General features: G+C 65.0%; 12 protein-coding genes and 2 tRNA genes. 5 read left to right on the forward strand and 9 right to left on the reverse strand.

From position 1 onward, the window contains the following. Positions 1-110 precede the first annotated feature (110 nt). Positions 111-881: a class E sortase gene (locus AC1D0A_RS15880; protein ID WP_476946272.1), complete on the reverse strand. Its 771-nt coding sequence runs from the start codon at positions 879-881 to the stop codon at positions 111-113. A 177-nt stretch (positions 882-1,058) separates the two neighbouring features. Here AC1D0A_RS15880 and AC1D0A_RS15885 point away from each other — a divergent pair, with 177 nt between their 5' ends. Both AC1D0A_RS15885 and AC1D0A_RS15890 read left to right on the forward strand, forming a co-directional pair. After that, positions 1,059-1,313 (forward strand): cell division protein CrgA, encoded by a 255-nt coding sequence (locus tag AC1D0A_RS15885; protein ID WP_243178163.1) that lies wholly within the window; start codon positions 1,059-1,061, stop codon positions 1,311-1,313. Between the two features lie 105 nt (positions 1,314-1,418). Next, entirely contained in the window at positions 1,419-2,024 is a 606-nt protein-coding gene (locus tag AC1D0A_RS15890; protein WP_476946273.1) for a DNA-3-methyladenine glycosylase I, read from the forward strand. 1,149 nt (positions 2,025-3,173) lie between these two features. On the opposite strand, the gene AC1D0A_RS15895 is transcribed toward AC1D0A_RS15890, so the two are convergent. Next, positions 3,174-4,043, reverse strand: a complete 870-nt coding sequence (locus AC1D0A_RS15895) for a rhomboid family intramembrane serine protease (protein WP_476946274.1) — start codon at positions 4,041-4,043, stop codon at positions 3,174-3,176. A 9-nt stretch (positions 4,044-4,052) separates the two neighbouring features. Continuing rightward, positions 4,053-4,598, reverse strand: coding sequence for a peptidylprolyl isomerase (locus AC1D0A_RS15900; RefSeq protein WP_026538031.1), 546 nt, complete (start codon positions 4,596-4,598; stop codon positions 4,053-4,055). Between the two features lie 155 nt (positions 4,599-4,753). Between AC1D0A_RS15900 and AC1D0A_RS15905 the strand changes: the two genes are divergently transcribed. Continuing rightward, complete coding sequence (locus AC1D0A_RS15905; RefSeq protein ID WP_476942780.1) at positions 4,754-5,752, forward strand: hypothetical protein; 999 nt, start codon at positions 4,754-4,756, stop codon at positions 5,750-5,752. A gap of 188 nt (positions 5,753-5,940) precedes the next feature. Further along, positions 5,941-6,813 carry a glycosyltransferase family 2 protein gene (locus tag AC1D0A_RS15910; RefSeq protein ID WP_243178159.1) on the forward strand — a complete coding sequence of 291 codons (873 nt, stop codon included), beginning with the start codon at positions 5,941-5,943 and terminating at the stop codon, positions 6,811-6,813. A gap of 54 nt (positions 6,814-6,867) precedes the next feature. Here the strand turns inward: AC1D0A_RS15910 and AC1D0A_RS15915 are convergent, their stop codons facing one another. After that, complete coding sequence (locus AC1D0A_RS15915) at positions 6,868-7,797, reverse strand: DMT family transporter (protein ID WP_028275347.1); 930 nt, start codon at positions 7,795-7,797, stop codon at positions 6,868-6,870. A gap of 131 nt (positions 7,798-7,928) precedes the next feature. Between AC1D0A_RS15915 and AC1D0A_RS15920 the strand changes: the two genes are divergently transcribed. Further along, positions 7,929-8,297: a cupin domain-containing protein gene (locus AC1D0A_RS15920; protein ID WP_243178158.1), complete on the forward strand. Its 369-nt coding sequence runs from the start codon at positions 7,929-7,931 to the stop codon at positions 8,295-8,297. 58 nt (positions 8,298-8,355) lie between these two features. On the opposite strand, the gene AC1D0A_RS15925 is transcribed toward AC1D0A_RS15920, so the two are convergent. The 5 genes from AC1D0A_RS15925 to gyrA all read right to left on the reverse strand — a co-directional run bounded on the left by AC1D0A_RS15925 (position 8,356) and on the right by gyrA (position 12,229). Then, positions 8,356-8,431: transfer RNA gene (locus AC1D0A_RS15925), tRNA-Ala, on the reverse strand. Positions 8,432-8,503: 72 nt separating this feature from the next. After that, positions 8,504-8,626, reverse strand: coding sequence for a DLW-39 family protein (locus tag AC1D0A_RS15930; RefSeq protein WP_306292825.1), 123 nt, complete (start codon positions 8,624-8,626; stop codon positions 8,504-8,506). 63 nt (positions 8,627-8,689) lie between these two features. Next, a tRNA-Ile gene (locus tag AC1D0A_RS15935) sits at positions 8,690-8,763 on the reverse strand. A 98-nt stretch (positions 8,764-8,861) separates the two neighbouring features. Next, positions 8,862-9,494, reverse strand: coding sequence for a DUF3566 domain-containing protein (locus AC1D0A_RS15940; RefSeq protein WP_243178157.1), 633 nt, complete (start codon positions 9,492-9,494; stop codon positions 8,862-8,864). Further along, positions 9,491-12,229, reverse strand: coding sequence for a DNA gyrase subunit A (gyrA, locus tag AC1D0A_RS15945; protein WP_476942781.1), 2,739 nt, complete (start codon positions 12,227-12,229; stop codon positions 9,491-9,493). The genes AC1D0A_RS15940 and gyrA overlap by 4 nt, the downstream gene beginning before the upstream one ends. Positions 12,230-12,270: the final 41 nt, after the last annotated feature.

Below are 12,270 nucleotides of genomic sequence, written 5' to 3' on the forward strand. Positions count from 1 at the left end.
AAAAGGAACTGAACCATCAATACCAGTGCTCCGGCCGCCAGCACCAGCGCGGTCGCAATCCTGAGCCACAAGGGCCCGGGAAGGCGGCGGAAAAGCCAGCCATACATTCGTCAGCCTTCCCCGGCCGCGCGGGCCGCCCGGGAAATTTCAGCCGGCGGTCCAGCCGAAAGAGACTGCCACCGCTCCAGCAGGGCGTAGGCCACAAAGCGTTCCTCGGAGCCAAACCGCGGGTTGCAGCTCGTCATGGTCAGGTAGCTCTGCGTCGGCGCGGCGCCCGGCAGCATCGGCACCGGCAACAGCACATCGGTCCGCGAGGGAAGGACTGTCTGGCTGTTCCGGAACACGTAGACATAGTAGCCCTCACGGGTCTGGACGTAGATCCGGTCCCCGGGCACCAGGGCGTCGATATGGTCCACGACGGCGCCGTGGGACTGCCGGTGCCCTGCCGCGGCGAAGTTTCCCGCAGCCCCCGGCATGGCCGTGCCCTGATAGTGCCCGATGCCCAGAGTGTCCAACACCGCCGGAGTGGTTCCCTGAACCATTGGACGCGTGTATCCGGTGCCGAAACGGGGAACGTACAGGATGCCGATGGTCGCGCCCTCGGCCGGTTCGGGCGCGACGGCGGGTTCCGGGGCAACAGCCGACGACGGCAGAGGCGGCGCTGCGGGAGCGGCGGTTCCAATCCCGCGGGCAAAGTCGTGCACCGCCTCGCGCTGCCGGGCGTCGGAGGCCACATTCGTCCACCACAACTGCAAGGCCACAAAGAGCAGGACAATGACGCCCGCGGTCAGGAGCAGCTCGCCCGCGACGTGGATGGTGCGCAGGAGCAGCCCGCGGCGGCTGCGGGCCGTCCGGCCGGATCCCTGCTCCAACTCCAGCACTGCGGGTTCTCCTCCAAGACGGTTGCGGGGGTCCACGGCGTGGCCGGAACTACAGCTAGAATTGTGCGACACAAGAATTCAAGCTCGACCAAGAGCACGTTGGCCGGCAGGGGCTCGCTTCCTGCAGGATACCAAGCCACGTTAGCCGCTCTTGTTCCAGCCCGCCAAGGAGGATCAGTGCCCGAGTCGAAGCCGCGTAAAAGGACTGCCCCTGTGGCCCCGCAGACTTCTGCCGCGGAGGCCTACAAACCCAATCCGGTCTGGTTCAAGCCCGTCATGTTTGGCCTGATGATCATTGGCCTGCTGTGGATCATCACGTTCTACATCACCGAGGGCGCCTTCCCGGTTCAGGCTTGGGGCTCGTTGAACATCGTCGCGGGCTTCGGAATCGCGATCATCGGCTTCCTGATGACCACACGCTGGCGTTCCTGACACCAGGCCGGCGCGGCGCACATCCCTGACGGGCCGGTACACACAGTGTGCCGGCCCGCCGCCGTTAATCCACAGCATTAATCCCGGCCCAGCGAAGGAATCCAGATGACCCCGGCAGTAAACGGCTCGACCATTGGCGACGATGGACTGGCGCGGCCTGTGTGGGCCTCCGTGGATCCCATGCTGCGCGAGTATTACGACTCCGAGTGGGGCATGCCCGTCCGGGACGAACAGGGCCTCTACGAACGCATCAGCCTCGAGGGATTCCAGGCGGGGCTTTCATGGGCGACGATCCTGCGTAAGCGGCCCGCTTTCCGCGCGGCGTTCAAGGACTTCGACCCGGAACTGGTGGCCCGCTTCACGGACGCCGATGTGGAGCGGCTCATGCTCGATGCCGGGATCGTCCGGAACCGGCTGAAGATCCAGGCAACCATCACCAATGCCCGCGCTACTCTGGCGTTGAGGGACGACGGCGGTCTGGTTGACTTCGTATGGGCGTTCCAGCCGGCCGACACACCCCGGCCGAACTCCCTCGATGAGGTCCCTACTACCTCGGCCGAGTCCGTCGCGCTTTCCAAGGCGCTGCGCAAGAAGGGCTTCGCCTTCGTGGGGCCCACCACGATGTTCGCGCTCATGGAGGCCATCGGAATGGTGGACACCCATCTGCTGGACAGCCACCGGCGCGGGTCATCGGGCGTCTGGTCGCAGTGACCCGACGGTGACCCGGCGAGGTCCCGCCTCCTTATCCACAGCTGTGCACAAGTCTGGGGAAACTTATCCACACTGTTTATAAGTTTCCGGGTCTTCATGCGGTTCAGTCGGGTTCAGCGGCCACAGCGGGGCGCAATGCCACTGATGAGATCCCCGGCCTACCCTGAATTACACAGCTGTAAGTTATTAACAGTGTGGATTTCCTGTGGACAAGTTCCCTGACCCCGGCAACAGGCCGCGGATGGCACCGCGGTTCCGCCGCACGGCCGGCTCACGGCAGCCTCGGGGCCGCCTTGGGGCCAGCCGGCCGCCCGACGTTGTTGTCCATCCCGACAACAGGTGCAACGAGCAAGTTATCCACTTAATAACAGGCCACTACCCACAAGTTATCCACAGCTGGGGATAACAGCCTGTCGATAGGAGCCGCAACCCCCTCTGCCGGGCCATGAGCCGGGTTGAATCCCGCGGATGCTCAGACCATCAAGTTATTAACACTGTGAATAACCCTGTTGAAACACGCACCGCGGCCGTCCCACGGCCCGTCGTGACCTGCCGCCGACGCGGGCGGGGCCAGTGGGGGGCGACGGCGCTGGGAGTGCGGCGTGGTGACGCGGCGCCGCCTGGAGGTCCTGAGGTACCGGTCCCCGGCGTGCCCGCGGCACCGTTCTGTGGAGTACTCTCTGGAGTGCCCGCGGCGCAGGGCCTGCATAGGGCCGGGACAGGGCTGGTGCCGCCCGGCGCCAGGCAACAGGGCCTGCGCGGGCAAAGTTGTCCACTTACTCACAGGGCAACCCACAGAAGTTATCCACAGGTGTGGAGATCAGGTCGGCAGCATCGCCTGCAAGCTGGATAATCGCCAGCCCGGGCGGCCAGAGCCGGGTCGTCACAGTGAACTACACGCTTGTAAGTTATTAACAATGTGGATAACCGCTGTGGAAAACTCTTGGATCCGCACCTGTGAATTCAGGTGCGGGGGCTCGGCCCGGGGGTACAGGGGGAAAGGTCCACAAAATGGAGGGAACAGCCAAGGAACCCCAGCGAGAGAAACACTGGTAAAGAGTGAAGGGGGCCGGGCGCTAAATGCGTTCAATTACGGCCGAATGCGGCCGAATTGCGGGCGATTGCGGCCGGGGCTTCGGCAGGAGCGGGCTAAGCGCTGGCGCCGGTCATCCGCACGACGGACACGGCGGTAACCAAGCCCAGGACCACGGCGAGGCCGATGGCCTGCAGCAGGGTCTGCCGCGGGCCGCGGGGGGTGTAGGCAATGACAGCGGCGCTCAGGGCGCCGGTGACGAGGCCGCCGAGATGGGCCTGCCAGGCGATCTGCGGGACCATGAAGCCGATGACGCCGTTGATTGCAATAAGGACCAGGAGCTGGCGGACTTCGCCGCCGCGCTGGCGCTGGACCACCAGCAGGGCGCCGAACAGGCCAAAGATGGCGCCGGAGGCGCCGACGAGGCCCACTGGGCCGTTCACCGGATACACCGGGGTCAGCAGGAGGAAGCCGACGGAGCCGCCGACGGCCGAGAGCAGGTAGATGGCCAGGAAGCGGGCGTGGCCCAGCAGCGGCTCAAGGATCTGGCCGAATATCCACAGCGTGTACATGTTCAGGACGATGTGGAGCAGGAATCCCTGCGAGTGCAGGAACGCCGAAGTGAGCATCCGCCACGGTTCAACGCCGGTCAGGGCGGGAGCGTAGGCCAGTTGCTGGTAAATCCCGTCGTTGGGGACTATCCACTGCAGCGCATAGACAAGGGCACACAGCGCGATGATCACGTAAGTGACCACGGGTTTGCCGGCGGTCACGGCGCCGCCGTAGACGGTCCTGACGGCCGGCGTCGTGCGCTTGGTTTCGTTGACACAGTCAACGCATTGGAATCCGACGGCGGCCGCCCGCTGGCAGTCGGGGCACGCAGGGCGCCCGCACCGCTGGCAACGCACATAGGCGGGCCGGTCCGGGTGTCTGGGGCATACCGGGACCTCTGCGGACGGCTCTGCCGCCGGAATTCCGTAGCTCATGGTGGTGGGTTAGAGCTTTTCGATGTCAATGCTGTTGATGGTGACATCCTCGACGGGGCGGTCGCCCATGCCGGTGCGGACGCCTTCGATCGCGTCGACGACCTTCTTGGATTCGTCATCGGCGACCTCACCGAAGATGCTGTGCTTGCCCTGCAGCCAGCCGGTGGGGATGGTGGTGATGAAGAACTGCGAACCGTTGGTGCCGCGGCCCATCTGGACGCCGGCGTTGGCCATGGCCAGCTTGTACGGCTCGTTGAAAGTCAGTTCCGGGTGGATCTCATCGTCGAATTTGTAGCCCGGTCCACCGGTGCCGCGGCCCAGGGGATCGCCGGCCTGGATCATGAAGTCCTTGATGATGCGGTGGAAGATGGTGCCGTTGTAGAGCGGCGTGCCGGTCTTGTCCTCGCCCGTTTCCGGGTGGGTCCAGGCCTTCTCACCGGTGGCCAGCCCGACGAAGTTGTCGACGGTCTTCGGCGCGTGGTTGCCAAAGAGGTTGACGACGATGTCGCCGAGGCTCGTGTGGATAGTGGCTTTTGCGGTTGCGTTGGCAGTCATAGGGCCCATTCTTCCATGACGGCTCCGCCCGCATAGGGCCGCACAGTCAGTTCCGCGCTGGGTGAAATCCACTGGAAATCGGCCTGAAGAATAGCCGGTGCGTTCATAGACACGTAGGCTAACTGCAGAACCGTCACATTAATCGGGAGGTAGTTGTGAAGAAAACGGATCGTATTGCCCGTGACCTGGAGCAGTCAGTAAGCACCGGAGTAGACAGCGCCAAGGATTGGGCGGCCCCGCGGGTTGAGGCTGCCGTGAACTGGGCTGTTCCCCGCCTGCAGCACGGACTGGACACCGCCTCTCCCAAGATCCAGGAGGGCCTCAAGTCGGCGGCCCACAATCTGGCCGGCGGCGTTGCCACTGTCACTCCCCGCCTTCAGGATGGCCTGGCCCAGCTGGCGCCGAGGATCCACGATGCCGCGGACAGCGCGACCCCGCGCCTGCACGAAGCTGTGGACAAGGCAGCCCCGGTCATCGCCAATGCACGCGACCGGGTTGTTGTCGAGTACCTGCCCAGGCTTTCCGACCAGATCGGGCAGGCTTCCGTGGTCGTCCACCGCACGTTGGAAAACGCCCCGGCCCACGTGGACGCCGTCGCACAGAAGCTTGTTGATTCCGGTGTTGTCACCGGCGTTCAGACGCAGGCCCAGGCCGTCAAGGGACACGCCAAGAAGGCAGGCAAGAACGCCAGCAAGAACATCAAAGCGGCCGCCACCGAGGTCACCAAGACGGCTAATGCCAAGCTCGCCAAGCAGCAGAAGCCCAAGCACCGCGGCCTGCTGATCTTCGGCATCATCGCTGCCGCCGTTGCAGCCGGTGTCGCCGCCTGGCGGGCGTCCAGGCCGGTGGAGGACCCTTGGAAGGTACCGACGCCGGTAAAGCCCGCCCCCACGGCCGCCCCGGCCGGCGAATCGCTGAAGGACGCCGCCGACAAGGCCGGTTCCGCGACTGTAGCGGCAGCGGACTCCGCGGCTGAGGCATCCAAGGAGGCTTCCGATTCCGCAACCACCGCGGCGGACAAAGCCACGGAAACGGCCAAGGACGCCGCCGGCAACGCCGCTGACGCCGCCGACAAGGTTGCCACCGACGCCAAAACGGCCGTACGCAACATCGCGGCCAGCCTGAACAACGGCACAGACAAGCCCGGCAAGTAGAACCTGGCCGGCACAGGCCGGCTGAGTCGAGACCCTGCGCCGGGCAGTCCGGCTGCCGGCAGGTGTCCTGCACTTTCCCAAGGAGGGATTCCGCCACAGTGCGGGATCCCTCCTTTTGTTTGACGCGGGCTCCGCAGGCACGTCACGGTCCGGCTTCAAACGCCAGGCTTGATGCTAAATTTGTGGTGATGTCACCCCATAGATCACCCCAGGATGCCTTGCTCCTTGCTCCACCGCCGGCTGTGTCTATCGTCATCCCGGCGTACAACGAGGAAAGCGTCATCCGGCAGTGTCTGATCGCCGCGGTCTACCAGTCGGTGCCCGCCCACGAAATCATTGTGGTGGACAACCTGTCCACGGACCGCACGGCGGAAATCGTGCGGCAGATGCAACTGGAGTATCCGGAGAGCCCGATCATCCTGCTCAGCCAGGACCGCGACCAGGGGCTCATTCCCACACGCAACTTCGGTCTGGACCATGCCACGGGCGATATCCTCGGCCGGATCGACGCCGATTCCGTGCTGGAACCGGACTGGGTGGAGCAGGTGCAGAAAGCCTTCGCCGACGAGTCTGTGCACGCTGCGACGGGTCCGGTGGTCTATTACGACATGCCCATGCGCCGGTTCGGGCTCAAGGCCGACGACAAGATGCGCCAACTGATGCTCAGGCTTGCCAAGCACCAGTATCATTTCCTCTTCGGGTCCAACATGGCACTGCGCCGCTCGGCCTGGGAGACCATCCGCACAGAAGCCTGCCGCGACGAGCGGGACGAGATGCACGAGGACATTGATCTGTCGCTGCACCTGGCCGACCACGAGCTCCGGATCCAGTACTGGCCGCAGATGATCTCGGGCATGTCGGCCCGGCGGCTGGAGGACTCGCCGCGGGATTACCGCTACTACGTGACGCGCTTTGACCGCACCTACAAGGCCCACAACGTCAAGAAGATGGCACTGAAGGCGCCCATGGTGGTCTTCTTCTCGGTCTACTTCCCGGCGAAATTGCTCCGTGCCATCCACACGGTCAACGTTGCCCAGCCGGCCCGCCGCGGCGGCCAATAGCGGCCAATGGCGGCGGCCACGCGGCCGCCGGGAGATGCGGCCGCCGGGAGCGGCCTAGTCGGTGCCGAGCTCCGCCAGCCGCTCTTCACCGGCTCCCTCGCCCGTTCTCCGGGCGGAGCGTGAGCCTCGCTGCCCCAGGACCACGACGGCGAGCCCCACCAGGATCATCGCCAGCCCCACGTAGGTCCCGGCCGGCAGCGTCTCGTCCAGGAAGGCTGCGGCCAGGAGCGCCGCTCCGGGGATTTCCAGCAGGATGATCATGGACACCAGCAGCGGGCTCATGGTCGCCAGCAGATAGTTGAACGCGGTGTGCCCCACCAGCTGTGCGCACACGGTAATGGCGAGGATCCCCAGCCAGCCGGTGGCTTCGAACCCTGCCAGCGGCTGTCCGGCCAACAGCGCCATCCCCGCCACAATCGCGGCGCACATGCCGTAGCACAGGGTCGTATAGACGCCGGTGCCCATGCTCTGCCGCGCCTTGCCTCCGGCGAGCGTGTAGATGCCCGCCAGGGCGCCGCCGGCGACGGCCAGGAGATCGCCCACAAGCGCCTCGGGCGAGGAGCCCATGTCAAAACCGGTGATTGTCACCACACCGCCGAAGGCGAGCCCCAGCCCTACCAGGACCGGCCAGCGGAGCCGGACTCCCCGGAAGAGCTGGAAGATCGCGATCCAGCCTGACTGAAGGCACACCAGCGCAGTCGCCGCCGCGACCGACGTCAGCTGCAGGGAGGTAATGAAACACGCGAAGTGCAGGGCCAGGGCGACGGCAGCGGCGAGCGACCAGCGGAACTCGGCTCCGGTCACCTTTCCGAACTGACGGGGGTTGCGGACCACAACCGGACCGGCCATCACGACTGCTCCAATGGCGTTGCGCCAGAAAGCGATGGCGAGGGCACTGACCGACGTGGCGCCCAGCGTGGCGGCAATAAGGGGCCCCGACGAGGCCACACCCAGCACACCTACGGCCGCAAGTAAGAAGTTCACGCTCCAACACTAATGGGACGGACAGCAGGGGCCCTTACGGCCGCTGCTCCTTGACGGGTGCATACCGCGGTGCCAACCTTAAGGCGCGGTCTCACGTTCCGGTCTCGCCATCATCGAAGAAGGAGACCATCATGGCGTCAATGATCCGCAAGAGCCTGGACAATCCCGAAGAGACGCGCCCCGTTGCCGAGGGCATGGGTCAGGTGGAGCTCGTCAACCTCGAGGCCGGCCCGGTTGGACGGGCCACCTTCCTTCCGGGCTGGAAGTGGTCAGACCACGTCAAGCCGATCGCCAAAACTGACAGCTGCATGGCCAGCCATACCGGCTACACGATTTCCGGCCGCATCAAAGTCGTCATGGACGACGGCGAAGAACTCGAATTCGGGCCCGGCGACTTCGGTGTGATTCCGCCGGGCCACGACGCCTGGGTGCTCGGCGACGAGCCCTACGTGTATATCGACTGGCAAGGGATGGCGGACTACGCCAAGCCGAAGGAGTGAGTGGGGAAGGCATGAAAAAAGCCCCGGACAGCGTTTCCGCTGTCCGGGGCTTTTCCTATGGTGGAGGCACGGGGACTCGAACCCCGAACCCCCTGCTTGCAAAGCAGGTGCGCTACCAATTGCGCCATGCCCCCATAAGAAGCAACCCGACAATCATACCCTAGGTCCGGAGAGCTGATTTCCAGCTTCCATCCCCGGGTTCCGGGCTAGTCAACCGTATCGGTTGAATTGCTCCAGATCACTTTCCGGGCTTCGGATTCCTGCACTTTCCTGTAGAGGAGGACGCCTGCGACCGTGGCTGCGATAACCAGCAACTTCTTCACATGCACCCCGTTCCGGTTCTGTCATGGACGAACCTTCACTAACCTCTGCCAGAACCAGTACAGGTTCCGTGGGCGTACCAGGACTTGAACCTGGGACCTCTTCGTTATCAGCGAAGCGCTCTAACCGCCTGAGCTATACGCCCCGATGCCTCATCGGGCCGAGATATGACTGTACAGCACATCCCGGCCCGATCTCAAATCGAGGCCTTTTTCCGCGGGAATCCGCGGAAAAGTAAGGGCATTAGTCGTCCGTGAGGGTCACGCCGATGCCGCCGACGAGCGTCGCGGCAATGTTGTAGAGCACCGCCGAAAGCATCGACAGCGCCGTCAGCAGCACCACATTGATTACGGCGATGATGGTGGCAAATGAGGCCACCTGACCCAAGGATGCCACCTTCTTCAACTCGAAGCCGCCGCCTTCGGAGCCGGCGAGGGTCCCGAGCAGGCTGTCCACCTGGTCAAAGATCCCGGTTAGGTCCAGGACGGTCCAGAGCACGATCGCCGCCACGACGGTGACGATTCCCAGCGCCACGGAGAGCAGGAAGGCCATTTTCAGCACGGACCAGGGGTCAACCTTGCTGACCAGCAGCCTGGCACGGCGCACCTTGGCCTTGGGAGCGGGCTTGATCAGCCCGGCAGTGCCTTGCCCGCCGGACTGGGCGGGGCGCTGACCCGGGACGGCGGGGCGCTGTCCGGGGACCGTGGGGCGCTGGCCGGGTGCGGCGGGCCGCTGGCCCGTTCCCGTGGCTGCGCCGGACACCCCGGGGCGCTGCTGCGGACGCGAGGGGGCGCCTACGCGTGGTGCGGCGGCGGGCTGCCGCACTCCGCTCGGCACGCCGCTGCTCGGCTTGGGATATGAGTCGGAATTACTCACTCGTTACCTCCGGTATTGTCTTCGTCCAGCTCGGCATTGCCTGATGACTCATCTGACTCCGGGGCCGGTACTGATTCTGCCGCTGCGGACTCCTCATGCAGTCCGCCATCTTCAGCCAACGTTACGTCATCGGGCGTGGATGCCCGATTTTCGGCCACGTCTCCGGCATTTTCACCGGTGTCTTCACCGGCATCTTGACCTTCGGCCGGTTCCTCGACTTCGAGCCCGCGTTCGCTGTTGCGCGCGACGGCGATAATGCGGTCGTTCTTGTCCGGCTTGGCAAAGATCACGCCCATGGTGTCGCGGCCCTTGGCCGGCACGCCGCTGACCGACGAGCGGACCACCTTGCCGCCTTCCATGACCACCAGGACTTCGTCTTCCTCGTTGACAATGAGGGCCCCGACGAGGTGGCCACGTTCTTCCTGGTACTTGCCCACCTTGATGCCAAGGCCGCCGCGGCCCTGGAGGCGGTATTCCTCCACTGCGGTCCGCTTGGCGAAGCCGCCTTCGGTGACAATGAAGACAAACGAACCGTCCTGCACGACGTCGGCCGCCAGCAGTTCGTCGTCCTCGCGGAACTTCATGCCGGTCACGCCCGAGGTGGCACGGCCCATCGGGCGCAGCGCATCGTCCGTCGCGGTGAAGCGGACGGACTGGCCCTTGCGGGAGACCAGCATGAGGTCATCGGTCTCGGACACCAGCTGGGCCGAGACAAGCTCATCGCCGTCGCGCAGGTTGATGGCGATGACGCCGGCGGACCGGTTGGTGTCGTAGTCCTCCAGACGGGTCTTTTTGACGAGGCCGCGTTTGGTGGCGAGCACCAGGTAAGGGGCGTGCTGGTAGTCGCGCAGGTCCAGCACCTGGGCGATGTGCTCGTCCGGCTGGAACGCCATCAGGTTTGCCACGTGCTGGCCCTTGGCGTCGCGGCCGGCTTCCACGAGCTCGTACGCCTTGGCGCGGTAGACCCGGCCCAGGTTGGTGAAGAAAAGCAGCCAGTGGTGGGTGGTGGTGACGAAGAAGTGTTCGACGACGTCGTCGCCGCGCAGCTGCGCGCCCTTGATGCCCTTGCCGCCGCGCTGCTGCGAGCGGTAGTTGTCGCTGCGGGTGCGCTTGACGTAGCCGCCCCGGGTAATGGTGACGACCATTTCCTCCTCGGGGATCAGATCCTCGATGGACATGTCGCCGTCGTAGCCCAGCAGGACCTTGGTGCGGCGGTCATCGCCGTGCTTGGCCACGATCTCTGAGAGTTCGGTGCTGATGATCTCGCGCTGGCGCTCCTCCGAGGCCAGGATCGAGTTGTATTCGACGATCAGGGCCTCAAGTTCGGCGTGCTTGTCCTGGATCTTCTGGCGTTCCAGTGCAGCGAGCCGGCGCAGCTGCATGTCCAGGATGGCCCGGGCCTGCACGTCGTCGATGTCCAGCAGCTCCATCAGCCCGTCGCGGGCCGCTTCGGTGGTGGTGGACGCACGGATCAGGGCAATGACCTCATCGAGCGCATCCAGCGCCTTGAGAAGGGCCCGCAGGATGTGCGCTTCCTCCTCCGCCTTCCGCAGCCGGTACCGGGTGCGGCGGGCAATGACGTCCATCTGGTGCGTGACCCAGTGCCGGATGAAGGCATCGAGGCTGAGCGTGCGCGGCACCCCGTCGACGATCGCGAGCATGTTGGCGGCGAAGTTGTCCTGCAGCTGGGTGTGCTTGTAGAGGTTGTTCAGCACCACCTTGGCCACGGCGTCGCGCTTGAGCACGATCACCAGTCGCTGGCCGGTGCGGCCCGAGGTCTCGTCGCGGAGGTCGGCGATGCCGGAGATCTTGCCGTCCTTGACGAGTTCGGCGATCTTGATGGCCAGGTTGTCCGGGTTGGCCTGGTAAGGCAGCTCGGTGACCACCAGGCACGTGCGGCCCTGGAGTTCCTCGACGTTGACCACGGCGCGCATCGTGATGGAGCCACGGCCCGTGCGGTAGGCGTCCTCGATGCCCTTGTGGCCCAGAATCGTGGCGCCGGTCGGGAAGTCCGGTCCCTTGACGCGCTGGATCAGCTCTTCGAGCAGCTCTTCGCGGCTGGCGGTCGGGTTGGCCAAGTACCACTGCACACCGTCAGCGACCTCGCGGAGGTTGTGAGGCGGGATGTTGGTGGCCATGCCGACGGCGATGCCGGAGGACCCGTTCACCAGGAGGTTCGGGAACCGCGCCGGCAGGATGGTCGGTTCCTGGTTCTTGCCGTCGTAGTTGTCCTGGAAGTCGACGGTTTCCTCGTCGATGTCCCGGACCATTTCCATGGCCAGCGGCGCCATCTTGGTTTCGGTATACCGCGGAGCCGCGGCGCCGTCGTTGCCGGGCGAGCCGAAGTTGCCCTGGCCCAGCGCCAGCGGGTAGCGCATGGTCCAGTCCTGGATCAGGCGGACCAGGGCGTCGTAGATAGCGGTGTCGCCGTGCGGGTGGTACTGGCCCATGACTTCGCCCACCACGCGGGCACACTTGTTGAAGGAGCGTTCCGGGCGGTAGCCGCCGTCGAACATCGCGTAGAGCACGCGGCGGTGGACGGGCTTGAGGCCGTCGCGGACATCCGGCAGGGCACGGCCCACGATCACGGCCATGGCGTAGTCGAGGTAGGAGCGTTGCATTTCGGTCTGCAGGTCCACCTGCTCGACGCGGTCGGTCAGTACGTCGCCATCGAGGATGGCGCCTTCAAGGACGGGCTCGGAGCCGGCCGGCACCTCTGGTGTTTCGTCACTCATAGTCTATATTTTCCGTTTCAGGTATATATCAGTCCGGGCAT

This window comes from Arthrobacter sp. P1_D4 (assembly GCF_056406115.1).

Coding starts and splice junctions, on each gene's coding strand:
- AC1D0A_RS15920 (WP_243178158.1), top strand. CDS start 7,929: ATGGCGTCAATGATCCGCAAGAGCCTGGACAATCCCGAAGAGACGCGC.
- AC1D0A_RS15890 (WP_476946273.1), top strand. CDS start 1,419: ATGACCCCGGCAGTAAACGGCTCGACCATTGGCGACGATGGACTGGCG.
- gyrA (WP_476942781.1), bottom strand. CDS start 12,229: ATGAGTGACGAAACACCAGAGGTGCCGGCCGGCTCCGAGCCCGTCCTT.
- AC1D0A_RS15900 (WP_026538031.1), bottom strand. CDS start 4,598: ATGACTGCCAACGCAACCGCAAAAGCCACTATCCACACGAGCCTCGGC.
- AC1D0A_RS15895 (WP_476946274.1), bottom strand. CDS start 4,043: ATGAGCTACGGAATTCCGGCGGCAGAGCCGTCCGCAGAGGTCCCGGTA.
- AC1D0A_RS15910 (WP_243178159.1), top strand. CDS start 5,941: ATGTCACCCCATAGATCACCCCAGGATGCCTTGCTCCTTGCTCCACCG.